General features: G+C 70.1%; 23 protein-coding genes. 7 read left to right on the top strand and 16 right to left on the bottom strand.

Translation table 11 applies throughout. The features are described 5' to 3' along the window. The 10 genes from AC1Q9M_RS03875 to AC1Q9M_RS03830 all read right to left on the bottom strand — a co-directional run bounded on the left by AC1Q9M_RS03875 (position 1) and on the right by AC1Q9M_RS03830 (position 9,925). The gene (locus AC1Q9M_RS03875; protein ID WP_382327018.1) at positions 1-582 is read right to left on the bottom strand and encodes an SRPBCC family protein; all 582 of its coding nucleotides are present in this window, start codon (positions 580-582) and stop codon (positions 1-3) included. Between the two features lie 46 nt (positions 583-628). Next, complete coding sequence (locus tag AC1Q9M_RS03870) at positions 629-1,804, bottom strand: vWA domain-containing protein (RefSeq protein ID WP_382323898.1); 1,176 nt, start codon at positions 1,802-1,804, stop codon at positions 629-631. Between the two features lie 451 nt (positions 1,805-2,255). Beyond that, entirely contained in the window at positions 2,256-3,152 is an 897-nt protein-coding gene (locus tag AC1Q9M_RS03865; RefSeq protein WP_444688671.1) for an AAA family ATPase, read from the bottom strand. Positions 3,153-3,157: 5 nt separating this feature from the next. Continuing rightward, positions 3,158-3,949 carry an FAD binding domain-containing protein gene (locus AC1Q9M_RS03860; RefSeq protein WP_492432491.1) on the bottom strand — a complete coding sequence of 264 codons (792 nt, stop codon included), beginning with the start codon at positions 3,947-3,949 and terminating at the stop codon, positions 3,158-3,160. A 17-nt stretch (positions 3,950-3,966) separates the two neighbouring features. Beyond that, positions 3,967-6,348, bottom strand: a complete 2,382-nt coding sequence (locus AC1Q9M_RS03855; protein ID WP_382323899.1) for a xanthine dehydrogenase family protein molybdopterin-binding subunit — start codon at positions 6,346-6,348, stop codon at positions 3,967-3,969. Positions 6,349-6,359: 11 nt separating this feature from the next. Beyond that, on the bottom strand, positions 6,360-6,827 hold the full coding sequence (locus AC1Q9M_RS03850) for a (2Fe-2S)-binding protein (protein WP_382323900.1): 468 nt from the start codon (positions 6,825-6,827) through the stop codon (positions 6,360-6,362). A gap of 149 nt (positions 6,828-6,976) precedes the next feature. Further along, complete coding sequence (locus AC1Q9M_RS03845) at positions 6,977-7,477, bottom strand: hypothetical protein (RefSeq protein ID WP_492432489.1); 501 nt, start codon at positions 7,475-7,477, stop codon at positions 6,977-6,979. Positions 7,478-7,569: 92 nt separating this feature from the next. Beyond that, positions 7,570-8,640 carry a flavodoxin family protein gene (locus AC1Q9M_RS03840; RefSeq protein WP_492432487.1) on the bottom strand — a complete coding sequence of 357 codons (1,071 nt, stop codon included), beginning with the start codon at positions 8,638-8,640 and terminating at the stop codon, positions 7,570-7,572. Positions 8,641-8,716: 76 nt separating this feature from the next. Next, positions 8,717-9,193 carry a DUF1579 domain-containing protein gene (locus tag AC1Q9M_RS03835; protein WP_382159151.1) on the bottom strand — a complete coding sequence of 159 codons (477 nt, stop codon included), beginning with the start codon at positions 9,191-9,193 and terminating at the stop codon, positions 8,717-8,719. Positions 9,194-9,205: 12 nt separating this feature from the next. Further along, positions 9,206-9,925, bottom strand: coding sequence for an NIPSNAP family protein (locus tag AC1Q9M_RS03830; protein ID WP_492432485.1), 720 nt, complete (start codon positions 9,923-9,925; stop codon positions 9,206-9,208). Positions 9,926-10,004: 79 nt separating this feature from the next. Here AC1Q9M_RS03830 and AC1Q9M_RS03825 point away from each other — a divergent pair, with 79 nt between their 5' ends. Continuing rightward, positions 10,005-10,973 carry a helix-turn-helix transcriptional regulator gene (locus AC1Q9M_RS03825; protein ID WP_492432483.1) on the top strand — a complete coding sequence of 323 codons (969 nt, stop codon included), beginning with the start codon at positions 10,005-10,007 and terminating at the stop codon, positions 10,971-10,973. On the opposite strand, the gene AC1Q9M_RS03820 is transcribed toward AC1Q9M_RS03825, so the two are convergent. Genes AC1Q9M_RS03820 through AC1Q9M_RS03810 form a run of 3 tightly spaced genes read right to left on the bottom strand, consistent with a single transcriptional unit; the run spans position 10,964 to position 14,012 of the window. Beyond that, positions 10,964-12,172, bottom strand: coding sequence for a CaiB/BaiF CoA transferase family protein (locus AC1Q9M_RS03820; RefSeq protein WP_492432481.1), 1,209 nt, complete (start codon positions 12,170-12,172; stop codon positions 10,964-10,966). The genes AC1Q9M_RS03825 and AC1Q9M_RS03820 overlap by 10 nt on opposite strands. 5 nt (positions 12,173-12,177) lie before the next feature. Then, the gene (locus AC1Q9M_RS03815) at positions 12,178-12,990 is read right to left on the bottom strand and encodes an enoyl-CoA hydratase/isomerase family protein (RefSeq protein ID WP_382323906.1); all 813 of its coding nucleotides are present in this window, start codon (positions 12,988-12,990) and stop codon (positions 12,178-12,180) included. A gap of 35 nt (positions 12,991-13,025) precedes the next feature. Further along, positions 13,026-14,012, bottom strand: coding sequence for a Bug family tripartite tricarboxylate transporter substrate binding protein (locus AC1Q9M_RS03810; RefSeq protein WP_492432479.1), 987 nt, complete (start codon positions 14,010-14,012; stop codon positions 13,026-13,028). A 56-nt stretch (positions 14,013-14,068) separates the two neighbouring features. On the opposite strand from AC1Q9M_RS03810, the gene AC1Q9M_RS03805 reads away from it, so the two are divergent. Further along, positions 14,069-14,755: a GntR family transcriptional regulator gene (locus AC1Q9M_RS03805; RefSeq protein WP_382323908.1), complete on the top strand. Its 687-nt coding sequence runs from the start codon at positions 14,069-14,071 to the stop codon at positions 14,753-14,755. Between the two features lie 4 nt (positions 14,756-14,759). On the opposite strand, the gene AC1Q9M_RS03800 is transcribed toward AC1Q9M_RS03805, so the two are convergent. Next, positions 14,760-15,239, bottom strand: a complete 480-nt coding sequence (locus AC1Q9M_RS03800) for a VOC family protein (RefSeq protein WP_382159136.1) — start codon at positions 15,237-15,239, stop codon at positions 14,760-14,762. A gap of 106 nt (positions 15,240-15,345) precedes the next feature. Here AC1Q9M_RS03800 and AC1Q9M_RS03795 point away from each other — a divergent pair, with 106 nt between their 5' ends. After that, entirely contained in the window at positions 15,346-16,590 is a 1,245-nt protein-coding gene (locus AC1Q9M_RS03795; RefSeq protein ID WP_382323909.1) for a serine hydrolase domain-containing protein, read from the top strand. Positions 16,591-16,925: 335 nt separating this feature from the next. Beyond that, complete coding sequence (locus tag AC1Q9M_RS03790) at positions 16,926-17,450, top strand: P-loop NTPase family protein (protein WP_492432476.1); 525 nt, start codon at positions 16,926-16,928, stop codon at positions 17,448-17,450. Here AC1Q9M_RS03790 and AC1Q9M_RS03785 read toward each other — a convergent pair. Continuing rightward, complete coding sequence (locus AC1Q9M_RS03785) at positions 17,447-18,634, bottom strand: multidrug effflux MFS transporter (RefSeq protein WP_382323911.1); 1,188 nt, start codon at positions 18,632-18,634, stop codon at positions 17,447-17,449. The genes AC1Q9M_RS03790 and AC1Q9M_RS03785 overlap by 4 nt on opposite strands. 251 nt (positions 18,635-18,885) lie before the next feature. On the opposite strand from AC1Q9M_RS03785, the gene AC1Q9M_RS03780 reads away from it, so the two are divergent. Genes AC1Q9M_RS03780 through AC1Q9M_RS03770 form a run of 3 tightly spaced genes read left to right on the top strand, consistent with a single transcriptional unit; the run spans position 18,886 to position 22,333 of the window. Then, positions 18,886-19,356, top strand: coding sequence for a (2Fe-2S)-binding protein (locus AC1Q9M_RS03780; protein ID WP_492432474.1), 471 nt, complete (start codon positions 18,886-18,888; stop codon positions 19,354-19,356). Then, complete coding sequence (locus AC1Q9M_RS03775) at positions 19,353-21,419, top strand: xanthine dehydrogenase family protein molybdopterin-binding subunit (RefSeq protein ID WP_492432472.1); 2,067 nt, start codon at positions 19,353-19,355, stop codon at positions 21,417-21,419. Before AC1Q9M_RS03780 ends, AC1Q9M_RS03775 begins: the two co-directional genes overlap by 4 nt. Continuing rightward, positions 21,416-22,333, top strand: a complete 918-nt coding sequence (locus AC1Q9M_RS03770) for a helix-turn-helix transcriptional regulator (RefSeq protein WP_492432470.1) — start codon at positions 21,416-21,418, stop codon at positions 22,331-22,333. The genes AC1Q9M_RS03775 and AC1Q9M_RS03770 overlap by 4 nt, the downstream gene beginning before the upstream one ends. Here AC1Q9M_RS03770 and crcB read toward each other — a convergent pair. Beyond that, on the bottom strand, positions 22,320-22,703 hold the full coding sequence (gene crcB / locus AC1Q9M_RS03765) for a fluoride efflux transporter CrcB (protein ID WP_444688689.1): 384 nt from the start codon (positions 22,701-22,703) through the stop codon (positions 22,320-22,322). The two genes, AC1Q9M_RS03770 and crcB, sit on opposite strands and share 14 nt — an antisense overlap. Positions 22,704-22,720: the final 17 nt, after the last annotated feature.

Raw genomic sequence — 22,720 nt, 5'->3', positions numbered from 1 at the left:
TTACCCCTTCGTGGCCATGTAGATCACCGCCGCCACGACGACGGCGATGGCGGCCCAGGCCCAGGTGGGCATGCCACCGCCGGCCTTGGGCATGGGTTTGAGTGTGGCGTCGGTCGCAGCGGGCGCGGCCGCGCTCGGGTAGCGGGCCTGCAGCGCCTCGTCGAAACGGCGGAAGAAGTCTTCGGCCAGCGACTTGGCCGCGCCGTCGATCAGGCGCTGGCCGAGCTGCGCGATCTTGCCGCCCACGGTGGAGTGCACCGTGTAGCTGAGTTCGCAGCCGGAGGCGGCCGGCGCGAGCTGCACGGCGGCCTCGCCCTTGCCGAAACCGGCCACGCCGCCCTGCGCGTCGAAGCCGATCTTGTACGAGCTGGGCGGCACGATGTCCGAGAGCGTCACGCGCCCGTTGAAGCGCGCGGCGACCGGGCCGATCTTGATGGCGGTGGTCACGGCGTAGGTGTTGGGTTCGGTGAGCTCGAATTTCTCGCAGCCCGGGATGCAGGCCTTGAGCATCTCCGGGTCGTTGAGGGCCTCCCAGGCCTGTTGCTGGGTCACGGCGAGCGGCCGGCTTCCTTGCATGTCCACGTTGGTTTCTCCTGTCAGGTCGGAATGATGAATGAAACAGATGACATCAGCCGCGCTGCATGAGCGCGGCCATGGACCGCGCGAGGTCTTCGAGGCGGCTGAGGTTGTGCACGGCCAGCATGCCGTGGGCGTGGCGATGCAGCACGCTGGCGCCGGTGGCCAGGGGGGCGTAGCCGTCGTAGCGCAGCAGGGGGTTGAGCCAGAGCAGGCGGCGGCTGTGGCGGCCGAGCCAGGTGAGTTCCTGGTCGAGCAGTTCGGGCGCGCCGGTGTCCAGGCCGTCGGTGATGAGCAGCACCACGGTGCGCCGGCCGACGAGGCAGCGCGGGTACTGGGTGCGCAGGCTGGCGAGCGAGGCGCCCAGGCGGGTGCCGCCGGCGAAGTCGTCGATGGCGGCGTTGGCCATCTCCAGCATCTGGTCGGTGTCGCGGTGGCGGAAGGCGGCGCGCAGGTCGGTGAGTTCGGTGCCGAAGGCGAAGGCGGCGCGCGGGGTGCCGCGCGTGGCTTGGTGGAGGAAGGCGAGCAGCAGGCGCGCGTAGCGCTCCATGGAGCCGGAGATGTCGACCAGGATGAGCAGCGGCAGGGGCTGGGGCCGGCGGTTCATGAGGGGGAGTTGCAGCAGTTCACCGTCGTGGCGGCGGGCCTGTTGCAGGGCGCGCGGCCAGTTGGGGCGGTGGCCGCGCGTGCCGGCGCGTTCGCGGCGCGAGCGCACGGGGGGCAGGGGCAGGGGGATGTCGCGCACGAGTTGTTCGACGAGGCGGAATTCGCTGGCGGAGAGGCCAGCGAAGTCGGCGTGGCGCAGGCGCTGCTGGTCGCTGGCGGTCATGGCGGCGTCGAACTTGAGTTCGGTTTCGCCTTGGTTGGGGGTGCGGGCTTTGAGGCCGGCGACGCTGAGGGCTTCCTGCACGCGGGCTTTGCGCCGGACCGGGTGGGCTTTGGCGGCTTTGGGAAGCATCTGGGCGAGGAGTTGTTGGGCGAGTTCGGGGTTGCGGAAGAAGGCGTCGAACATTTCGTTGAAGACGCCGATGTCTTGTTGGCGGCTGACCATCACGGCTTGGAGGGCGGCGCGCAGGTCGTCTCTGCGTTCGACGCCCACGGCTTGTGCGGCGGTGATGGCGAGCACGGCGCGGCTGCTGTCGACCGGCACACCGGCTCGGCGCAGGGCCCTGCCGAAGGCGGTGATGTGGTCGGGGAGTTTCCCGCTTCTGGCGTCGCCCAGGATCATTCTTTTTCTGCCTGCTTTTTGCTTGGCACGTCGTGGTGGGTTGCATGCACCTCGCGCTGACGGCTGGCGGGGTCCGCGTTCTCCGGCGCTGCTCGCGGGTGTCTGCCCGGGTCCACGACCATCACTTCGTCAACACGACCCCCTCGCGCTCCCTCTGTGGCAACCGCGAATGGGCGCCTGCGCCCGCGAACCCCACCATCCGTCGAGAGTGACATGCAGGCGCGCAAAGGGTCTTCTCCCGTGTGGCGTGCCTGGGTGCGGCTGGGGTCGATGGGGTGGGTGTCCGGGCGCAGGCGCCATTCGCGGTTGCCACAGAGTAAGCGTCCAGACCATGGCGTTAACGCAGTGGTTTCACTCGCGCCCGGGCAGACGCCCGCGACAGTGCGCCGGAGAACGGGCACACGCCCCAGCGGCCTTGAACCAATGCAAGCAAGCAAGGTATCCACAAAACTCACACAGGCTCAGGCGCCAACAACTGATCCAGCATCGGCAGCAAGGCCGCCACATCCTCCCGCTGCTTGAAGAGAATGCCCGCCGTGTCCTGGATCACCTCAGGGTCCAAAGTCAGCGTATCCAAAGCCACCAGCGCCTTCGCCCACTCCACACTCTCCGCAATGCCAGGACTGCGCTGAAAAGCATTGGCGAACGGCTGGTTGCGCAGACGGGACACAAAACGCGTCACCTGCTCGGTCAACGCCGCACTCGCCTCCGGCACCTGGCTTTTCACGATGGCCAGCTCGCGCTCCCGCTCCGGGTAGTCCAGCCACTGGTACAGACAACGCCGCTTCACCGCGTCGTTCAGATCGCGCGTGCGGTTGCTCGTGAGAATGGTCAATGGCGCCGCCACCGCGCGGATGGTGCCCAGTTCGGGAATGCTCACCTGGTACTCGCCCAGGTACTCCAGCAGAAAAGCCTCGAACGGCTCGTCGGCCCGGTCCACCTCGTCGATCAACAACACCGCGCCCGGCTCCGGCGTCTGCAAGGCCTGCAGCAGCGGGCGGCGGATCAGGTAACGCGCCTGGTACACCTCGCGCTCGATCTCGTCGGGCGTGGACGTGGCCTGCGCCGCGCGCATGTGCAGCAACTGCGCCGTGTGGTTCCACTCGTAGAGCGCCTCGCGCTGCTCCATGCCGTCGTAACACTGCAGGCGCAACAAGGGCCGGCCCAGCACCTTCGCCAGCGCCTTGGCCAGCTCGGTCTTGCCCACACCCGGCTCGCCTTCGAGCAACAGCGGGCGCTGCAGGCGCATCGCGAGAAACACGGCGGTGGCCAGCCGCCGGGGAGCGTGGTAGCCCACGCCCTGCAGGGCGTGGGTGAGGCCGTCGATGCTGTCGGTGTCGTCGGGCACCCGGCTCATCCGTTGGCGTGACGCACCGCCACCTGCGTCTGCACCGTCACCAAGTGCGCCCGGTAGGCCGCGCTGGCGTGCAGGTCGCCGCTGATGTCGCTCGCGTCGATCTTCACGTCCTTCACCGCGTCGGGCGTGAAGCTCTTGGCCAGCGCAGCCTCCAGCCCGGCGTGGCGGAACACGCCGTTGCCGGTGCCGGTGATCGCCACGCGCGGGCCCGAGGGCGTGAGCGCCACGAACACGCCCACCAGCGCGAAGCGCGAGGCCGGCTGGCGGAACTTGGCGTACGCCGCCTTGCTGGGGATGGGGAAACGGATCGCGGTGATGATCTCGCCCGGCTCCAGCGCCGTGGTGTACAGGCCCTGGAAGAAGTCGTCGGCCGCGATCTGGCGCCGGTCCGTCACCACCGTGGCGCCCAGGCCCAGCACGGCGCTGGGGTAGCAGGCGGCCGGGTCGTTGTTGGCCACCGAGCCGCCCAGGGTGCCGCGCGCGCGCACCTGGCGGTCGCCGATGCCTTCGGCCAGCGCGGCCAGCCCGGGGATGTGCTTGCGCACGTCGGCGTTGTCGGCCACGTCCTGGTGGCAGGTCATGGCGCCGATGACCAGGGTCTGGCCTTCGACCTTGACGCCGCGCAGCTCGGCCACGCCGCCCAGGTCCACCAGTTGCTCAGGGCGCAGCAGGCGCTGTTTCATGGAAGCGATCAGGGTCTGACCACCGGCCAGGGGTTGCGCGCCCGCGCCGCTGAAGCGCTTGGCGTCGGCCAGGGTCTTGGGTTGTTCGAGTGTGAATGCGTACATGGTGTGTCTCCTCCGTTTCAGGCCTTGGCCGATTGGATGGCCGTCCACACGCGGCTGGGGCTCGCGGGCATGTCCAGGTCCTTCACGCCCAGCGGCGCGAGCGCGTCCAGCACGGCGTTGATCACCGCCGGCGGCGAGCCGATGGCACCGGCCTCGCCGCAGCCCTTGGTGCCCAGCGGGTTGGTGGTGCAGGGCGTGGTCACGTGGCCGAGCCGGAAGTCCGGCACGTCGTCGGCGCGCGGCATGGCGTAGTCCATGAACGAACCGGTGACCAGCTGGCCGGTCTCGCGGTCGTACACGCAGTGCTCCAGCAGCGCCTGGCCGATGCCTTGCACCAGCCCGCCGTGCACCTGGCCTTCCACGATCATCGGGTTGATGATGGTGCCGAAGTCGTCCACCGCGGTGAAGCGGTCGATGCGCACCACGCCGGTGTTGGGGTCGATCTCCACCTCGCAGATGTGCGTGCCGGCCGGGAAGGTGAAGTTGGTCGGGTCGTAGAACGCGGTCTCGTTCAGGCCCGGCTCCAGCTTGTCCAGCGGGTAGTTGTGCGGCACGTACGCGGTGAGCGCGACCTGGCCGAAGGTGACCTTCTTGTCGGTGCCTTTCACGGTGAACTCGCCGTTGGCGAAGTCCACGTCGGCGTCGCCGGTTTCCATGAGGTGGGCCGCAATCTTCTTGGCCTTGGCCTCGATCTTGTCCAGCGCGCGCATGATGGCCGCGCCGCCCACCGAGATGGAGCGCGAGCCATACGTGCCCATGCCGAAGGGCACGCGGCCGGTGTCGCCGTGCACGATGTCCACCTGCGACGGGTCCAGCCCCAGGCGCGAGGCCACGACCTGCGCGAAGGTGGTCTCGTGGCCCTGGCCGTGGCTGTGCGAGCCGGTGAACACCGTCACGCTGCCGGTGGGGTGCACGCGCACCTCGCCGCATTCGAACAGGCCGGCGCGCGCGCCGAGCGCACCCGCCACGTTCGACGGCGCCAGGCCGCAGGCCTCGATGTAGCTGCTGTAGCCCACGCCGCGCAGCAGGCCCTTGGCCTTGGAGGCGGCCTTGCGCTGTTCGAAGCTGGCCATCTCGGCCAGTTCGTTGGCCTGGGCCATGCAGGCGGGGAAGTCGCCGGTGTCGTACTGCAGCGCCACCGGGGTCTGGTAGGGGAACTCGGTGATGAAGTTGCGGCGGCGGATCTCGTCCTGCGACAGGCCGGTCTCCCACGCGCAGCGGCTCACGATGCGTTCCAGCAGGTAGGTCGCCTCGGGTCGGCCGGCGCCGCGGTAGGCGTCCACCGGCGAGGTGTTGGTGAACCAGGCGTCCACCTCCACGTAGACCTGCGGCGTCTTGTACTGGCCCGCGAGCAGCGTGGCGTACAGGATGGTGGGCACGGCGGTGGAGAAGGTGGAGAGATACGCGCCGAGGTTGGCGTCGGTGTGCACGCGAAAGGCGAGGAAGTGGCCGTCCTTGTCCAGCGCCATCTCGGCGTGCGTCACGTGGTCGCGGCCGTGCGCGTCGCTCAGGAAGGCTTCCGAGCGGTCGCAGGTCCACTTGATCGCGCAGTTGAGCTTCTTCGAGGCCCAGGTCAGGCACACGTCTTCGGCGTACAGGAAGATCTTGGCGCCGAAGCCGCCGCCCACGTCGGGCGCGATCACGCGCACCTTGTGCTCGGGCAGGCCGAGCACGAAGGCCGTCATGAGCAGGCGCTCCACGTGCGGGTTCTGGTTGGCCACGTAGAGCGTGTAGTCGTCGCCCGCGCGGTTGTAGCTGGCGATGGCCGCGCGCGGCTCCATCGGGTTGGGCGCCAGGCGGTTGTTGACGAGGTCGATCTGGGTCACGTGCGCGGCGCCGTTGAACGCGGCGTCCACCTGGCCCTTGTCGCCGATGGCCCACTTGTAGCAGTGGTTGTCGGCGGCGGCCTCGTGCAGCGCGGGCGCGCCGGACTTCATGGCGTCGCGCACGTCCACCACGGCGGCCAGCGGCTCGTAGTCCACCTCCACCAGCTCGGCGGCGTTCTTCGCATTCTCCAGCGTGTCGGCCACCACCATGGCCACGTGGTCGCCCACGTAGCGCACCTTGCCGAAGGCCAGGATGGGGTGGGGCGGCTCCTTCATGGGCTGGCCGGCGGTGTCGGTGATGAGCCAGCCGCAGGGCAGGCCGGCGATCTTGTCGCCCGCGACGTCGTCGCCGTCGAGGATGCCGATCACGCCCGGCGCCTTGAGCGCGGCGGACTTGTCGATCTTGCGGATGTTGGCGTGCGCGTGCGGCGAGCGCACGAACACCGCGTGGTGCATGTTGGGCAGCACGATGTCGTCGGTGTACTGGCCGGCGCCGGTGAGGAAGCGGTAGTCCTCCTTGCGCTTGAGCGATTCACCGATGTGGGGGAGTTTGGAGAAGTCGGAAGCACCCATGGTCGTTCTCCTCAGGCCTTCATGGCGGCAGCACCTTGCTGCACGGCCTTGACGATGTTCTGGTAACCGGTGCAGCGGCACAGGTTGCCTTCGAGCAGCTCGCGGATCTCGGTGCCGGTGGCGCCGGGGTTCGACTTGCACAGGCTCACCGAGCTCATCACCATGCCCGGGGTGCAGAAGCCGCACTGCAGGCCGTGGCATTCCTTGAACGCCGCCTGCATCGGGTGCATGGTGCCGTCGGCCGCCGCCAGGCCTTCGATGGTGGTCACCTCGCAGCCGGCGGCCTGGGGCAGCAGCATGTTGCAGGACTTGACCGCGCGCCCGTCGAGCAAGACCGTGCAGGCGCCGCACTGGGCGGTGTCGCAACCCACATGGGTGCCGGTGAGCCGGAGGTGTTCGCGGATCGCCTGGACCAAGAGCGTGTGGGGCGGCGCGTCGATGGTCACGGCCTTGCCGTTGACCCTGAGTTGAACCTGCATGCTTGTCTCCTTGTTGTGGTGATGGGGCACCAACAAGTTGAGCACGCGGCCCGGGCGGTGATTTGCGGGTTAACCCTGAAATCCTCTGGCCGGCGCCAATCATTCTCAAATTGAGACGCACGCGGCCCAGGGGGCTTGCGCGACCCGGCTCAGAGCTGCGGGCTGGATGAGCGGGGCAGCTCGGCGCGGTAGCGCAGGCGCACCACCGTGTCCTCGACCACCTGCAGGTGCACGCTGGTGCGGCGGTACGACCACTTGCGGTCGATGCCCACGGTCAAGGGGTCCTGGCGGCTCTTGGTGCTGATCTCCAGCCCGTACCTCGACCGCAGCGACACCGTCAGCCGCTGGGCAAGGGCGCGCGCCTCTTCGGGTGAGCCGGCCTGGGCGCGCAGCACGACGCTCTGCAGCCGGTCCTGCTCGAACCCGAACGCCACCTGGAAGTCGGCGCCCACCACGTCATGGGCGGGAATTTCCAGCAGCACGCGGCCGTCTTCGGTGGCCGGGCGCAGCGTGCCCGGGGCCGCCGCCTCGGGAATCAGCGCCACCACTTCCGCCGGCGTGGCGCCGGCGGGCACGCCGCGCCAGAGCGCCTGCGCCGAAGCGCCCACGCACCACAGGAGCAGGGCCGAGCAGACGAGGAATTGGTTCATGTGGGCGTTGGATGCGGGCGAAGCCGCGGAGTTCGGGTGGTTCGGCACCCGGGCGCGGGGCCCGCCGGTGGCCCGGCAAGAATACCCGGTGGCTACTTGGGCCGAGGGCGGGACAGGTGGGGCTGCACCGCCTGCAACCGCCCGCTGCGCAGCTCCACCACCGCTTTGCTCACCGCCAAGGCCGCGTTGCGGGTTTCGTCCTGCACGGCCAGGTCGTCGTCCAGCGTGTCGTGGCTGGTGGCGTAGGGTTCGTAGTAGCCGATGAAGCGGTCCAGCCGCGCCTGCGGGCCGGCGTCGATCAGGCCCATCCAGTCCAGCCAGTCGCACAGCGAGCGGCGCGCGCCTTCGATGCCGGCCACGTCGCCGTGCACCACCACGCCGTAGGCGCGGCCCGCCAGGTGCTGCGGGTAGTCCCAGCCCGCCATTTCCAGCGCCTTGGCCTTCTCGGGCTTCTTGCCGCCGGTGGAGGTCGGGTCGGGGTTGCCGCCGTCGGCGCACACCAGGCGGTCGATCATGAGCTTGAGCGGGCTCGGGCTCTGGTACCAGTAGACCGGTGTGACCAGCAGCACGGCGTGCGCCGCCACCCAGCGTTCGTAGATCTCGGCCATCCAGTCGTGCGTCTGGTTCAGCGCGTGGTTGGGGTAGCAGCTGCAGGGCCAGTGGCACAGCGGCATGGCGGTGGACACGCAGCCCTTGCAGGGGTGGATGTGCAGCGCGTATTCGGAAGTGAGCAGGCTCAGGTCCAGCACGTCGACCTGCATGTGCTGCTGTTCGAGCGCTTCGCGCGCGATCCGGGTGAGCCGGTAGCTTTTGGAGATCTCACCGGGGCAGGTGCCGTCGTTGCGCGCCGAGCCGCAGACCAGCAGCACCCGCGACGGCGTGCTGGGCAACGACCAACTCGCCTGCGCGGCGTCCAGGCGCGCCTTGGTCGCCACCCACTCGGACGACAGGTCGTAGTCCGGGTCGGCGTAGCCCGGCCCGGCCTTCTGCGTCACGGGCGCCTTGCGGCCTTCCTGGTAGGCCTCCCAGGCGATGGCCTCCAGCCGTTCGATGCTCGCGTCCTCGGTGCGGAAGGCGGGGTCGAAGAAGGAGGCGCGAAAGCGCTCGCTGAATGCCGCGCGCTCCAGGGGAGCGGGCGCCTGTCCTTTTCGGATCTGGGTCATGGTGCGGTGGTGTGGGTGGGGTGACCCAATATCGGAGCCACCCGCGGGCGCGTCTGTTCGCCACCGCACCCTGGCTTCAGGCCGGGGCTCGGTGAAAGCGCATCGTCCAGTTGGCCTCCCAGCTGCGGCCGGCGTCGGCCGAGAACGCCTGCTCCCACAGCGGCGAGGCGGTCTGCGTGTCGGTCCAGCGAAAGCGCACGCGGATCGGGCGGCCGTCCAGCACGTCTTCGGCGAAGAAGGTGCCCACGCCGCGGTCGAAGTGGCCCACCACCGGCACGTCCAGCTGGTGGGGCTGGCGGCCGTCCAGCCACCAGATGGACCAGCGGCCGGTGTGCGGGTTGTGGCTGCGCAGCGTGGCCGCGCGGTAGCTGCCGCCGGGCAGGTGCAGCAGGTTGTCGTCCACATTGCCCTGGCCGCCGAGCACGGGCCAGGCGGTGCAGGTGCCGTCGAAGCGCTCCCAGTCGGTGCAGCCGCTCAGGCGCTCGCGCAGGCGGTGGTGTTCCACGCGCCAGTGGCCGTGCAGGAAGTCGAAGTCGTGGTCGCTGGTGTTCATGGGGTGGCTCCTTCAGGCGTGCAAAGCGGAACGGGCAGTGGGGGTGAGGCGGTGGCTCTCGGTGGGGCCGGCCAGCCAGGGGGCGAGCGTGGGCTGCGCGTCGCGCGCCCAGGCGCCGCCGCGCGCGAAGGCGTCGAAGGCGGCGGGGCTGTGAAACAGCGCGAGGCCCACCAGCACCGGCTCGCCCTCGCGCACCGGCAGGCGCGGGAAGTTGTTGGGGCTGGCCTCCGTCACGTACCAGCCGATGCGCCGCGCGCCGCCCTGGCGCAGCACCGGCGAGAGCACCTCGCGGCACAGCGCCAGCAGGTCGCTGCCGGCGGGCGCGCGCAGCGGGAACACGGCCGCGTCCAGCAGGCCGGGCGGTGTGTCGGTGGTGCCGGGCTTGGCGCGCCGGGGGGCTTCGCCGTCGATGCCCGCGCCGGGCCAGGCCGGGCGCAGCAGGAACACGTCGTCCGAATCGATCATGGTGGCGTTCGCCGCGTCGCGGTGCGCCTGCCACACCGGGCCGCCGTAGAACGCGGCCAGGCCCTGGGCGCGGCGCGCCATGTCGGCGAAGCCGCGCAGCCAGACGAAGCGGTTGGCGTCGTCCAGGTCGCGGAACTGGCCGATCACGCGCAGGCCCTGGGCCTCCTGGGTCTCGACGAACTCGCGGTCGAACAATTCGATGAGGGTGTCGCGCCGGCCCGGGTGCAGGGTGTAGCGGCGCAGCTCGACGAGGGGGGACTCGGTCATGGCAAAAGCTCCTTGAAAGACGATGTGGTGATGATCCACCCCATAACCTGACACGGTGTGTCATGTTTAAATCTCTCGCATGCAAGCCAGCCGACTGCTCTCCATCCTCATGCTGCTGCAGGCGCGGGGCCGCCTGACGGCCGGCGCGCTGGCGCAGGCCCTGGAAGTGTCCGAGCGCACCGTGCTGCGCGACATCGACCAGCTCTCGGCCGCCGGTGTGCCGCTGTGGGGCGAGCGCGGGCGCCAGGGCGGCTTTCAGCTGCGCGAGGGCTGGAGCACCCAGCTCACCGGCATGACCGAGCCCGAAGCCCAGGCGCTGCTGCTCGCCGGCCTGCCCGGGCCGGCCACCGAACTGGGCCTGGGCGCGGCCGCCGCCTCGGCGCGGCTGAAGATGGTGGCCAGCCTGCCGGGCGAGTGGCGCGAGCAGGCCGACCGCGTGGGCCAGCGCCTGCACATCGACCCGGTGGACTGGTACCGCGCGCAGGACGCGCCGAACTTCCTGCGCGAGGTGGCCGACGCCGTCTGGCGCGCGCGCCGCATCGAGGTGCGTTACGAGAGCTGGCGCGGCAAGGCCTGGCGGACGCTGGAGCCGCTGGGCCTGGTGCTCAAGGCGGGCGCGTGGTACCTGGTGGCGCGCGCGGTGGACGCGGCGCCCCCGAAAGGCGATGGCGTGCGCACCTACCGGCTGGCGAGCCTGCTGGAACTCAAGCCGGGCGCGGCCTTTCGCCGGCCCAAGACCTTCGACCTCGCGCGCACCTGGCAGGCGTCGGCCACGCGCTTCGAATCGGAGCTGCGTTCGGTGGAGGTGCGGGCGCGCGCGACGCCGCGCTGCCTGAAGTGGCTGGCGAACGCGCGCGTGCCGTTCAGCGACCCGGTCGGCGACGAGGTGACGATCCGCGTCGAATCGGTGGAGCAGGGCGCGCGGCAGCTGCTCGCCTTCGGCGACGAGATCGAGGTGCTCTCACCGCCCGCGCTGCGCGAGCGCCTGGCGCAGCAGGCGGCGGCGGTGCTGGCGCGCTACCAGGCCCGGGGCCGTGCTCAGTGCTGAAAGACCGCGCCCGAGGTCATCAGCGCATCGATTTCACCGGGCTCGAAGTCCAGCTCGCGCAAGACCGACACCGTGTGCTGCCCCACGTAGGGGGCGGCGGAGGTGGCGTGCGGAGACGCGCCGTTGAAATGGAGCGGCAAACCCAGCGAAGGCGTTTTTCCGCCGTCGGCATGGTCGACGTCCACCACCATGGAGGTGGCGCGCACCTGCGGATGTTCCAGCGCCTGCCCCACGTCGTTGACCGGGCCCACCGGCACGCCGGCCAGGTCGAAGCGCTGCACCCAGGCCGGCGCGTCGTCGCTGGACAGGGCCTGCGTGATCAGCGCTTCCAGTTCCGCGCGGTGCGCCACCCGGCTGCGGCCATTCTTGAACCGGGGTTCCTGCAGCCATTCGGGGTGCCCGAGGATCTGGGCGATGCGCTCCCAGTTGGCCTGGTTTCCGCCACCCAGGGCGATGGCCCCGGTGCGGCAGCGAAAGGTCTGGTAGGGCGCGATCAGGGGATGGGCCGTCCCCATGGGCTTGGCGATGGTGCCGTCGTTGAAGTAGGCCGCCGCGAACCAGTACATCTGCTGCATGGACGCCTGCAGCAGCGAGGTTTCCACCTTGCAACCCTGGCCGGTCTTCAGCCGCTCGATGTAGGCCGCGAGAATGCCGACGGCCGCGAGAATGCCGGCGTTGATGTCGGCCACCGAGTTGGCGGGCTTGACGATCTGCCCTTCCGGCGTGCCCGTGGCGCTGATCAGGCCTGAAAAGGCCTGCAGCACCAGGTCGAAGCCGCCTTGGTCGCTCAGCGGTCCATGGGGGCCGTAGCCGCTGATGGAGCAGTAGATCAGCTCGGGCTGGATGCGCCGCAGGTCGTCGTAGCCCAGGCCCAGCGCGTCGAGCTTGCCGCGGCGGAAGTTCTCGGTCATGACGTCGCACCGCGCGACCAGGCGGCGGATCACCTCCTGGCCCTGTGGCAGGCGGATGTCCACGGCGACGGAGCGCTTGCCCCGATTGAGCATCAGGAAGCTGGGCGCCAGGCCGGGGTCGCCCGGCCGTGCATAGCCTCGGGAGTCGTCCCCGGCGGGGAATTTCTCGATCTTGATGACGTCGGCGCCCATGTCCGCCAGCATGAGCCCGCACACCGGGCCGGCCATGATCTGGGACAGTTCGAGAACGCGCATGCCCTTCAGGGGGCCTTGGGCTTTGGGGGTCATGTCGGTCAGGCGCCCTTGAACACGGGTGGGCGGTTTTCAGCGAAGGCCGCCAGGGCCTCCCGGAGATCGCTCGTGCCCAGGCTGTGCAGAAAGGCCTGGGTGGCGGTCGCCTCGTCGTACTCCTGCCGCCCGGTCTCGTTGAGCACCTTCTTCATGGACACCAGCGGAATGGGGGCCATGGCCAGCAGATCGCCGATCCAGCGCTGCAGCTCGGCGTCCAGTTCTTCGGGGGCCACCAAGGCGTCGAGGTAGCCGATCCGCAGCATCTCGGCGGCGTCGATCGTTCGCGAGGTGAGGAACAGCTTCTTCGCGCCGCCCAGCCCCAGCCGGGTGACCCAGCGGCGAATGCCCCGGCCGTAGTAGTGCAGTCCGAGGCGGGCCGCCGGCATGAACATGCGGATGCCTTGCGCGCCGAGGCGGAAGTCGCACGACAGGGCGAGGTCCGTGGACCCGCCATAGACCGGCGCATGCAGCCGGGCGATGGTGACCGCCCGCGCATTTTCGATGTCGTCGCAGAGTTGTTCGAACGGGTTCTCGCCGGCCTTTCCATTGGCGCTGGCGGCCGTGCCCAGCCGCGTCAGATCGAAGCCCGAGCTGAAGCTCTTGCCCTCGCTCTGGAACACGATGACGCGCACCGCGGGCATGCCGTTGAGCTCGCTCAGGTAGCGGGAAATCACGCCCACGTCATCGGGTTCGATGCGGTTGTGCGTGGCGGGCCGGCGCAGGCGGATGGTGGCGACCGCGCCATCCACGTTCAGCTCGGGCGGCTGAGAGGCGAGCGCGGTGGCGGCGGGGGCGGATTCAAGGTGGGTGGACATGAGGGAGGCTTTCAGACAGGGGAGGGGAATGCGGTTCACTCGAACTTCAATTGCTGCACCCGCACCACGCGAGCCCATTTCTCGAAGTCTCTCTTCACCAGCAGCGAGGCTGCGTTGGGGGTGCTGGCCGATATGTCGTTGCCGAAACCGACGAGCTTGTCCTTCACGGCGGGGGTGTTCAGGGTTTCGTTCAGCGCCGCGTTCAAGCGCTCGATCACCGGTTGCGGCGTGCCCTTGGGCAAGGCCATCACGAACCAGCCCTGAGCGTCATAGCCTGGGACACCCTGTTGAGACACGGGCCTGACGCCCGGGAACGACGGCACCTCGCGGTCCGAGGTCACGGCGATGGCGCGCGCCCGGCCGCTCTGCACGATCGGGATGGCGGGCGCGATGGTCGCGAACGACACCTCCACCTGCCCGCCCATCAGGTCGTTGAGGGCGGGGGCCGCACCCCGATAGGGCACGTGGGTCATGAAGGTGCCGGTTTCGGCCTTCAGCAGTTCGGCGGACATCTGGTGGATGCTTCCCAGCCCTGAGGTGGAGAAGCTCAGGGAGCCGGGCTTCTTGCGCGCCAGCTGGATCAACTCCGGCAGCGTGCGCACGGGAAGCGTGGGGTTCACCAGGATGACCAAGGGCGATTGGGCGACCACGCCCACGTAGGCAAAGCCGGTCACGGGGTCGTAAGGCACCTTGCGCGTGGTCGGGATGATGGTCAGTGGGGCGCTGTCGATAAGGCCCACCGTGTAGCCATCGGGCGCCGCGTTCGCAACGGCCTCGGCCCCGATGGAGCCCGCCGCACCGGGACGGTAGTCCACGACCATGGGTTGCCCCAGGATTTTTTCCATGACCCCGGCGATTTCGCGCGCGGTGGCGTCCGCCGCGCCGCCCGGGGTGTAACCCAGGATCAGTTTGATGGGTTTGGTCGGCACCCACTGAGGGCCTGCGGCGAACACGGCATGGCCGGGCAAGGCCAAGCCGGCCGCCAGGGTGGCGGCAGCGACCGCTTGTTTTAGAATATTCACTGAACGTCTCCTAATATATTTACGATCGACTTCAGTATATTTAAATGAGCACAACCATGCAAGTGGCCGAGCCCACGAAAGGCGCGCGCACGTTCGCCGAGCAAGTGCGCCTGGCGATCCTTGAAGACTTGGCGTCGGGCGCGCTCCGCCCCGGGGAACCCCTGGACGAAAAGCTGCTGTGCGAGCGCTTCGGTGTGTCCCGCACACCGGTGCGCGAAGCGTTCCTGCAGTTGGTGGCCCAGGGTTTCGCGGTCAACGAAGCCCGAAGCAGCGTCACCATCCCGAAGCTGTCGCTGCAGCGCTTGCGCGACATCCTGGAGCTGATCGCCGAGCTGGAGGCGACCGCCGCCAGGCTGGCCGCCAGAAGGGCGACCGCCGCGGAGCGGCAGGCCATCCTGGCGTCACTGGAGCAGGGACGCCGCATCGCGGCCGATGGCACCGCACGCACGTACGAGGTCGCGAACGACGGGTTCCATCGCGCCATCTGGTCCGCGTCCCACAACGAACTGCTGGAAGAGCAGGTTCGCCAGATGCGCACCAAAACCGCGGGCTACACCCGCAACCGCTTTGACTCGCCAGGGCGCATGCAACGGTCCGTGGAGGAGCACCAGGCGGTCGCGCTCGCCATCGCGAATGGCGATGAGGCCGCCGCGTGGCAGGCCATGTCCGAGCACATCGCGATCGGTGGACGGGACTTCGCCGAATTCGTCAGCGGCATCCCCGCGAGTCTCCTGAGCGTGTGAGGCCTCAGCCCCGCCGCGCCTGGTCGATGGCGGCCACGTCGATCTTCTTCATGGTCATCATCGCGTCGAAGGCGCGTTTGGCCGCCGCGCGGTCGGGGCCGGTGAAAGCCTCGGTGAGCGTGCGCGGCGTGATCTGCCACGACAGGCCCCAGCGGTCCTTGCACCAGCCGCACTCGCTCTCCTGGCCGCCGTTGCCCACGATCGCGTTCCACAGGCGGTCGGTCTCTTCCTGATCGTCGGTGGCGATCTGGAAGGAGAAGGCTTCGTCGTGCTGGAACACCGGGCCGCCGTTGAGCCCGATGCAGGGAATGCCGGCCACGGTGAACTCCACCGTGAGCACATCGCCTTCCTTGCCGGAGGGGTAGTCGCCCGGCGCGCGGTGCACCGCGCCGACCGCGCTGTCGGGAAAGGTCTTGGCGTAGAAGGTCGCGGCGTCCAGGGCGTCGCGGTCGAACCAGAGGCAGATCGTGTTCTTGGGGATCATTCCGGGTCTCCTTGAGCGTTGAGCAAGAGGAACCCGGCACCTTACCGCTTTCGGCGGCTCGCGTTAAGCGCCTCGGCCGCGAGCCTGGCGGCGTTAGCATCTTCTGATGACCTCTTTACCTGCTGTAACGGCCTGCCTGGCGTTCACGCTGGCCTGCGTCGCCCATGCCGCCGCGCCGGACGACGCCCTGTTGAGGGGAGGGCAAGGCTATCCGCCCGGTGGTCCCGTCCCGTTGGCATCGCATCTCGTGGCGGACGAGCAGCCCCAGCATCTGCTGAACTCCTTCAGCGGGGCCTTGGAGCAGGCGCTGGCCCATCGCATCGTCAGAAAGGGCGCGCATTCGAGGCCACTCGCCCGCGCGCCCGAGGAAACGGCTTTCGTGTACCAGCACGATGGCCTGCGTCTTGGCGTGAACGACTATCTGGATCGCCAGCGGGTCACGGGCCTCATGGTGATCAAGGACGACACGGTGGTGCTCGAGCGTTACCAGTACGGCCTGGGTCCGGCCACGCGCTTCCTGTCGGCCTCGATGGTCAAGTCCATCGTCGGCGTGCTCATCGGCATCGCGTTGGAGGAAGGACGCATTCGCTCCCTGGACGACCTGGCGCGGGTCTACGTGCCCGCGCTGGCGGGCAACCCCTATGGTGAAACGTCGATCCGCGATCTGCTCCAGATGTCGTCGGGCGTGCGGTTTTCGGAGCAGTACGACGGCCGCGACGACCTGGGCGCCCTCATCGAAGACACCATCGGGCGCCGCTCGCCGGGCGGGGCCGCCGTCTTGTTGCCGCATGTCCAGCGCCGGATCGCGCCGGGCCAGTTGTTCTACTACTCGTCCGCGGACACGCAGGCGCTCGGTCTTGTGCTGCGCGGTGCCACCGGTGTTGCGCCGGCCGACTACCTGAGTGAACGGATCTGGCAGCCCATGGGGGCTCAGGACGATGCGAGCTTCCTGGTCGATGCCGCTGGCCAGGAAGCGGCTTTCGCGTTCCTGCACGCGACGCTTCGGGACTACGGCCGTCTCGGGATGCTGCTGGCCAATGAAGGCCAGGTGGGCGACAGGCAGGTCGTTCCCGCTGCGTGGGTGCGGCAATCGACCGCGGTCGCACAACCCCATGCCCAGCCCTTTGTGGCGAGTTCCTACTTTGGCTACGGGAATCATGTCTGGATATTTCCAGGTGCACGGCCGCGGTTCGCGCTCATCGGGGTGCGCGGCCAGGTGATCTTCGTGGACCCTGCGCTGCGCCTGGTGCTGGTGCAGACGGCCGTCTGGAAATCCGCGGGCGACCGCGCGGCGCGGGCCGAGCTGCTGGCCTTGTGGCGGGGGGTGGTCGAGCAATACGGGGCTTGGTGAGCAGGCCTGCCTGCCCCCCGGTTTGTGGGCTACCCAACAGACGGCCAGAAGGCGCAGGCGAATACTCCGGACACGAGACATCCGGAGACCAGCATGCCATCCCCGCAACACCACTTCAATCCGCCCCGCAAAAGCGGCCGGACGGGCCGCCAGGCGCGTCAGGGCGAGGCCCCGCGGCGACAGGGACCCTCCCGCATGGCCCTGGAGCAACCCGACGACACGCCGCTGGATCAGCGGTTGTCCCACCCGCAGTTGGGTCCCCGCCAGATGGCCTGAAACGCAGCGGAGCGCGCGAGAGGCTGAGCAACCACCGCGTGTGGGCTAGCATCGCGCGCATGCGTTTTTTGGTTGTAGGAACAAGCGGCGCGGGCAAGTCCACCTTCGCGGAGGCCTTGAGCAAGGCAGCACAGTGCCCGCACATCGAACTCGATCGGTTCTATTGGGGCCCAGGTTGGGAAGCCGTGCCGCACGAACAGTTCGAGCGTGCCGTGCTGGCGGCCACCGAAGGAGAGCGCTGGGTGGCCGATGGCAACTACAGCGCCGTGCGCGATGTGCTCTGGCCCCGCGCCACCCAGGTCGTCTGGCTGAACTACAGCCGCTGGACGGTGTTCTCGCGCCTGCTCTGGCGAACGCTCGGCCGCATCATGACGCGCGAAGAACTGTTCCAGGGCAACCGCGAGTCGCTGCGCATGTCGTTCTTCTCGCGCGATTCCGTCCTGCTGTGGTCGTACCGCACCTTCGAGACGAACCGGCGCAAGTACGCCGGCCTTCGTGAGGATCCGCGCTACGCCCACCTCCAGTGGACGGAGATCACCCGGCCCTCCGAGGCCCGGGCGTTCATCGAGCGGCACACGGCCTAGGCCGGGCGCTGGCGTTCGGTGTGCACGATGAACAGGGCCACGAGCAGCGAGAGCAGCGAACTGGCCCACATCACACCGAGCACGGCGAGGTGGGCGTTGGACGCGTTGACCACCAGGCCCGCGAGAAACGCGACGATGCCGGCACCGATCACCGTCACCGCGGCGGCCAGGCCCGACGCCGTGCCCGCCAGGTGCGGGCGCAGGGACAGGATGCGCGCATTGGCCGCCGGCATGGTCAGGCCGTTGCCCAGGCCCACGAACACACAAGGGCCGAAGAAGGCGAGCGGGTGCGTGAGGCCCGAGGCCAGCAGCACCAGGCCCACCAGCAGGCCCACGGCCGTGAGCAGGCGGCCGACCAGGATCAACCGGGTCGGTGCGTGCCTGGAACTGGTGTGCCCCACGATGTAGCTGCCCAGCATGAAGCCCGCCGGCACCAGGCCCATGTAGGCGCCCAGCGCCGTGCTCGACAAGCCGCCGAGCTGCGCCGCCACCAGGGGCGCGCCACCGAGGAAGGCGTACAGCGTGCCGATGCCGAAGGCCATGCACAGGGCATAGGCCCAGAACGGTGGCGACCGGCCCAGCTCGCCATAACCCTTGAGCTGCAGGGCGAAGGAGGCGGTGCGGTGGTGGTTGGTCTCCTTCAGGTGGAAGGCCACCAGCCACAGGCCCGCGAGCCCGAGCACGGCGAAGGCGACGAAGTTGGCGCGCCAGCCGAAGGCGCTGTCGAGCAGGCCGCCCACGGTGGGTCCGATCATGGGCGCCACGGCCCAGGCCGAGGAGACGTAGCCGATGCGGCTGGCGGCGCCGCCTTCGTCCGAGGTGTCGCGAATGGCCGCGAGGGACACGGCGTAGCCGGCGATGACGGTGGCCTGGAACATGCGGCACACCAGGAAGGTGGTGATGTCGGTGGCCAGGCTGCAGCCGATGGAGGCGAGGGTGTAGATCGCCAGCGCGGCCAGCGCCACGGGCTTGCGGCCGAAGCGGTCGGACATCGCGCCCGCGATCAGGTGCGCGACGGCGGTGGCGATCGCATAGCCGGCGACGGCGAGGTTGACGAGCGCGAAGTCGGCGTCGAGGTCGCGCGCGATGTTCGGCAGCGAGGGCACGAACATGTTGAGCGGCAGGATCGCCAGCGCCGACAAGGCGATGAGGACGGAGAGGCGCGGGGAGGCCGTGGTCTGCATGGGGGTTGAACGCCTGGGCTGAGGGGACACATCGCCGGGGGCCGTGCGGTTGCGCGACCGTGATCTGCTCGTGCCGGGTTCAACAGGAGTCATGCGCCATCGGGCTGGGTGGGGCCCGTGGCGGGAATCGGGCCGGCTGTGCGCGGCCCATGGCGGCATTCTGCCCCAGCACGGCGTGGCGCGAATCTTCAAGACGCGCGGCGCGCCGGCTGAGACAGTGGCGTGCCATCACCCCTCAACGGAGCAGCGCCATGAACATCCTCGTGAACCGACAGCGGTTTCACATCCACCCCGACTGGCAGGACGAGACCCTGCTCGCCGTGCTGCGCGAACACCTGGGCCTGGTGGGCACCAAGTTCGGCTGCGGCATGGGCCAGTGCGGCGCCTGCACGGTGCTGCTCGATGGCCAGGCGCAGCGCAGCTGCCTGCTGCCGGTGAGCGCGGTGCAGAACCAGGCCGTGGAAACCATCGAGGGGCTGGCGGGCCGGGACGGTGGTCTGCACCCGGTGCAGCAGGCCTGGCTGGACGAGCGCGTGCCGCAGTGCGGTTATTGCCAGGCGGGCCAGATCATGGCCACCGTGGCCCTGCTGCGGCAGGATCCGGCCCCGAGCCCGGCGCGCGTGGACGAAGCGCTGGTGGGCAACCTGTGCCGCTGCGGCACGCAGCAGCGCATCCGCGCCGGTGTGCAGCGCGCGGTGGTGCTGCAGCGGGGCCGCCCGTGAAGCGGCGCGCCTTGCTCCAGGCCGGCGGCGCGCTGAGCGTGGCCTTTCTCGCCGGCTGCGCCTTGCCGGTGATTCCCAAGCGGCCCGTGGCGGGCTACGAAGACGCGCTGGGCTGGGTGCGCCACCGCGAGGGCCGCTACGAGCTGCTGCTGCCGCGCGTGGAGATGGGCCAGAACATCGGCACCGCGCTCAAGCAGGTGGCGTGCGAGGAGCTGGGCATCGGCTGGGACCAGCTCACGCTGCGCCTGCCGCACACCGGCGAGATGGCGCGCGTGCGCGCCACGGTGGGCAGCGAATCGGTGAAGGACTTCGCCCTGCCGCTGGCCCAGGCCTGTGCCACGCTGCGCGAGGCGCTGGCGGCGGGCCACACCCAGGGCGAGCGCATGGCCGAGCCCCGGCCCATGGACCAGCTGCGCGCGTTCCAGCCCGGGGGCCGCCACGTGGGCCGCGCCGCGCCGATCGAACAGGGCCCGGCCATCGTGACCGGCGCCGCGGTCTACGTGGCGGACGTGCGCCTGCCGGGCCTGCTGTTCGGCCGCGTGCTGCGCGCGCCGGTGTCGGCCGAGCGCGTCTCCACACTGGGCGCGATGAACGAGGCCGCCGCGCGCGCGGTGAAGGGCTTCGTGGCCCTGGTGCGCGACGAGCGCCTGCGGCAGGCGTCGAGCGAGGGCGTCGGCATCGTCGCGCGCACGCCGGGGGCGCTGGACCGCATCGAGGCGGCGCTGGAGGCGCGCTGGCTTTCGCAGGGCAGCTTCGGGCAGGCCGAGATCGACCACCTGGTGGACGTGGACCGCCACCTCGCCGACGGGGGATTCAAGTACCGGGTGCACGAGGACGCCATCGACGCGCAGGGCGAGTGGGATGTGGACCTGCGCATCGACATCCCGCTGGCGGCGCACGCGCCGATCCAGCCGCGCGCGGCGGTGGCCGCCTTCGATGCCGAGGGCGGGCTGGATCTCTGGGTGGGCTCGCAGGACGTGTACTACCAGCGCGACGTGGTCTGCAAAAGCCTGGGGCTGGACGAAGACCGCGTGCGCGTGCATGGCAGTCGGGTGGGTGGGGCCTTCGGTGGCAAGACGATCTGCACGGTGGAGCTGGAGGCCGCGGTGCTCGCGCAGGCGGTGCGGCAGCCGGTGAAGCTGCAGTGGACGCGCGCGCAGGAGTTCCGCCAGGGCTTCCACCGCCCGCCCTCGAGCCACCGCATCCGCGTGCGCCTGCGCGACGGCCAGCTGGACCAGTGGTGGCATGTGTTCGGCAGCAGCCACATCCTGTTCACCAACGCGGGCCTGCCGGCCTGGATGCAGCGCCTGACCGACTTCGTGACCGACGCGGGTGTGGCGCGGGGCGCGCAGCTGCCCTACCGCTGCGCGCGCAAGCGCGCCGAGTTCGCGCTGAACCGCCTGCCGGTGTTCACCGGGCCCTGGCGCGGCCTGGGCGCGGGGCCCAATGGGCTGGCCATGGAATCGGCCATCGACGAATGCGCGCGGCGCGCGGGCGTGGAGCCGTTGGCGTTTCGCCTGCGGCACGCCGAAGACCCCCGGCTGGCGCGTGTGCTGCGCGCGGCGGATGCACGGGCCGGTGCGTTGCCGCCCGACGCGCCGGGCCTGCGGCGCGGGCGCGGCGTGGCCTGCGGCATCTACAAGCAGCTGAGTTACGTGGCCGTGGTCGCCGAGGTGGTGGTGGACGCGCGCGGCCAGCTGCGCGTGGCGAGGCTGGTCTGCGCGCACGACTGCGGCACGGTGATCAACCCCGACCAGGTGCGCGCGCAGTGCGAGGGCAACCTGGTGTGGGGCCTGGGCATGGCGCTGAGCGACCGGCTGGCGGCGGTCGACTCGCGCATCGGCCCCGGCAGTTTTGCCGAAGCACCGATACCATCGCTGGACCAGATTCCGCCGCTGGAGGTGGTGCTGGTGGAGGCGGGGGGCGCGCCCGGCGGGGCGGGCGAGACCGCCATCGTGGCCACGGCGGCGGCGATCGCCAACGCGGTGCGCGAGGCCACCGGCGTGCGCATCCAGCGGTTCCCGATCGACACCGGCCTGTTGGCCCAGACGACGACCACATGAACGACTTTGCGTCCGAAGCCATGCTGCGCCTGGTGCGCGCCGGCCTGCAGCGGCAAGGCCTGGCGGCCGACGGCCCGCCGGCCGTGCGCAGCGCGCACGTGCCGCTGGCGGACAAGCGCGCCTGGCTCGACCGGCTGTGGCAGGCCCAAGGGCCGGACGTGATCGTGCGGCTGGGCGAGGCGGTGCACGGCATGGACGACGAGCCGCTGCTGCTGGCGCTGTCGCTCGCGCGCGATCCGCCCGACCTGCTGCAGCGCTGGCAGCGCCTGGAGCGCTTCGTGCATTCGCGCCACCGCGTGCGCGTGAGCCAGCCCGAGCCCGGCCTGCTGCGCCTGCGGCACGTGTCGCTGGACCCGCTGCGCCCGCCCACGCCGGCCGAAGACCTGCTGGTGTTCGGCTTTCTGGTGGCGCTGTGCGAGTACCTGCGCACGCCGGGTGTGCAGGCCCGGCCCATCGGGCAACCGGTGTGGAGCCGCAGCCAGCGCGCGTGGCGCTCGCCCGTTTGGCCGGACGATGTGTCGAGCTGGGAGTTGCGCTGGCAAGCCCGGCCCGAGAGCCCGCTGACCGAACCCGGACCCGCGACCCCCGAGGGCTGGGTCGCCCACCTCCAGGCCCGGCTCGCCGCCGACCCGGGGCGGGGCTGGACGGTGGACGCGCTGGCGCGGGAAGCGGCCTCGTCGCCGCGCACGCTGCAGCGGCGCCTGGCGGACCAGGGGGTGAGTTTCACGCAGTTGCTGGCCAAGGCCCGGCTCGCCGGGGCGGCCCGGCTGCTGGCGGCGGACAGCATGCCCACGGCCCAGGTGGGTTATGTGTGCGGCTTCGCCGACCAGGCGCATTTCACCCGGCAGTTCAAGCGGCACACGGCGATGACGCCGGGGCTGTACCGCAGCGAGTTCGCGCCTAGGCTGGGGTGAACCAGATCGCGGCCGTGCGCATGCCCACCCAGGTCAGCAGCAGCGAGCCCATCAGGTGCAGGCCGGCCGTGCCGACGGCGAGCGCGAAGCGGCCGTGCTGCAGCATGGCGATGACTTCGGCGGAGAAGGTGGAGAAGGTGGTCAGCGCCCCGAGAAAACCGGTGATGACCGCGAGCCGCCAGACTGGGTCGATCTGCGTCTGGCTCTGGAAGAACACCACGGCCACGCCCACGATGTAGGCGCCGATCCAGTTGGCCGCCAGCGTGCCCCAGGGCAGGATGGCCGCGCCCTGGTTGAGCCACAGGCTCAGGCGCCATCGGGCCAGCGCGCCGAGCACGGCACCCAGGGAGATGGCGATGACGCTGTGCATGGGGGCCGCGCTTCAGC

Source organism: Hydrogenophaga sp. GW823-FHT04C09, assembly GCF_058796355.1.
This window is presented reverse-complemented; position numbering and strand designations above follow the sequence as displayed.

What these genes read in the sequence shown, in the direction of transcription:
- AC1Q9M_RS03870 (WP_382323898.1), bottom strand. Translation starts at nt 1,804, where the DNA reads ATGATCCTGGGCGACGCCAGAAGCGGGAAACTCCCCGACCACATCACC.
- AC1Q9M_RS03860 (WP_492432491.1), bottom strand. Translation starts at nt 3,949, where the DNA reads ATGTACGCATTCACACTCGAACAACCCAAGACCCTGGCCGACGCCAAG.
- AC1Q9M_RS03855 (WP_382323899.1), bottom strand. Translation starts at nt 6,348, where the DNA reads ATGGGTGCTTCCGACTTCTCCAAACTCCCCCACATCGGTGAATCGCTC.
- AC1Q9M_RS03850 (WP_382323900.1), bottom strand. Translation starts at nt 6,827, where the DNA reads ATGCAGGTTCAACTCAGGGTCAACGGCAAGGCCGTGACCATCGACGCG.
- AC1Q9M_RS03845 (WP_492432489.1), bottom strand. Translation starts at nt 7,477, where the DNA reads ATGAACCAATTCCTCGTCTGCTCGGCCCTGCTCCTGTGGTGCGTGGGC.
- AC1Q9M_RS03840 (WP_492432487.1), bottom strand. Translation starts at nt 8,640, where the DNA reads ATGACCCAGATCCGAAAAGGACAGGCGCCCGCTCCCCTGGAGCGCGCG.
- AC1Q9M_RS03835 (WP_382159151.1), bottom strand. Translation starts at nt 9,193, where the DNA reads ATGAACACCAGCGACCACGACTTCGACTTCCTGCACGGCCACTGGCGC.
- AC1Q9M_RS03830 (WP_492432485.1), bottom strand. Translation starts at nt 9,925, where the DNA reads ATGACCGAGTCCCCCCTCGTCGAGCTGCGCCGCTACACCCTGCACCCG.
- AC1Q9M_RS03825 (WP_492432483.1), top strand. Translation starts at nt 10,005, where the DNA reads ATGCAAGCCAGCCGACTGCTCTCCATCCTCATGCTGCTGCAGGCGCGG.
- AC1Q9M_RS03820 (WP_492432481.1), bottom strand. Translation starts at nt 12,172, where the DNA reads ATGACCCCCAAAGCCCAAGGCCCCCTGAAGGGCATGCGCGTTCTCGAA.
- AC1Q9M_RS03815 (WP_382323906.1), bottom strand. Translation starts at nt 12,990, where the DNA reads ATGTCCACCCACCTTGAATCCGCCCCCGCCGCCACCGCGCTCGCCTCT.
- AC1Q9M_RS03805 (WP_382323908.1), top strand. Translation starts at nt 14,069, where the DNA reads ATGCAAGTGGCCGAGCCCACGAAAGGCGCGCGCACGTTCGCCGAGCAA.
- AC1Q9M_RS03800 (WP_382159136.1), bottom strand. Translation starts at nt 15,239, where the DNA reads ATGATCCCCAAGAACACGATCTGCCTCTGGTTCGACCGCGACGCCCTG.
- AC1Q9M_RS03795 (WP_382323909.1), top strand. Translation starts at nt 15,346, where the DNA reads ATGACCTCTTTACCTGCTGTAACGGCCTGCCTGGCGTTCACGCTGGCC.
- AC1Q9M_RS03790 (WP_492432476.1), top strand. Translation starts at nt 16,926, where the DNA reads ATGCGTTTTTTGGTTGTAGGAACAAGCGGCGCGGGCAAGTCCACCTTC.
- AC1Q9M_RS03785 (WP_382323911.1), bottom strand. Translation starts at nt 18,634, where the DNA reads ATGCAGACCACGGCCTCCCCGCGCCTCTCCGTCCTCATCGCCTTGTCG.
- AC1Q9M_RS03780 (WP_492432474.1), top strand. Translation starts at nt 18,886, where the DNA reads ATGAACATCCTCGTGAACCGACAGCGGTTTCACATCCACCCCGACTGG.
- AC1Q9M_RS03770 (WP_492432470.1), top strand. Translation starts at nt 21,416, where the DNA reads ATGAACGACTTTGCGTCCGAAGCCATGCTGCGCCTGGTGCGCGCCGGC.
- crcB (WP_444688689.1), bottom strand. Translation starts at nt 22,703, where the DNA reads ATGCACAGCGTCATCGCCATCTCCCTGGGTGCCGTGCTCGGCGCGCTG.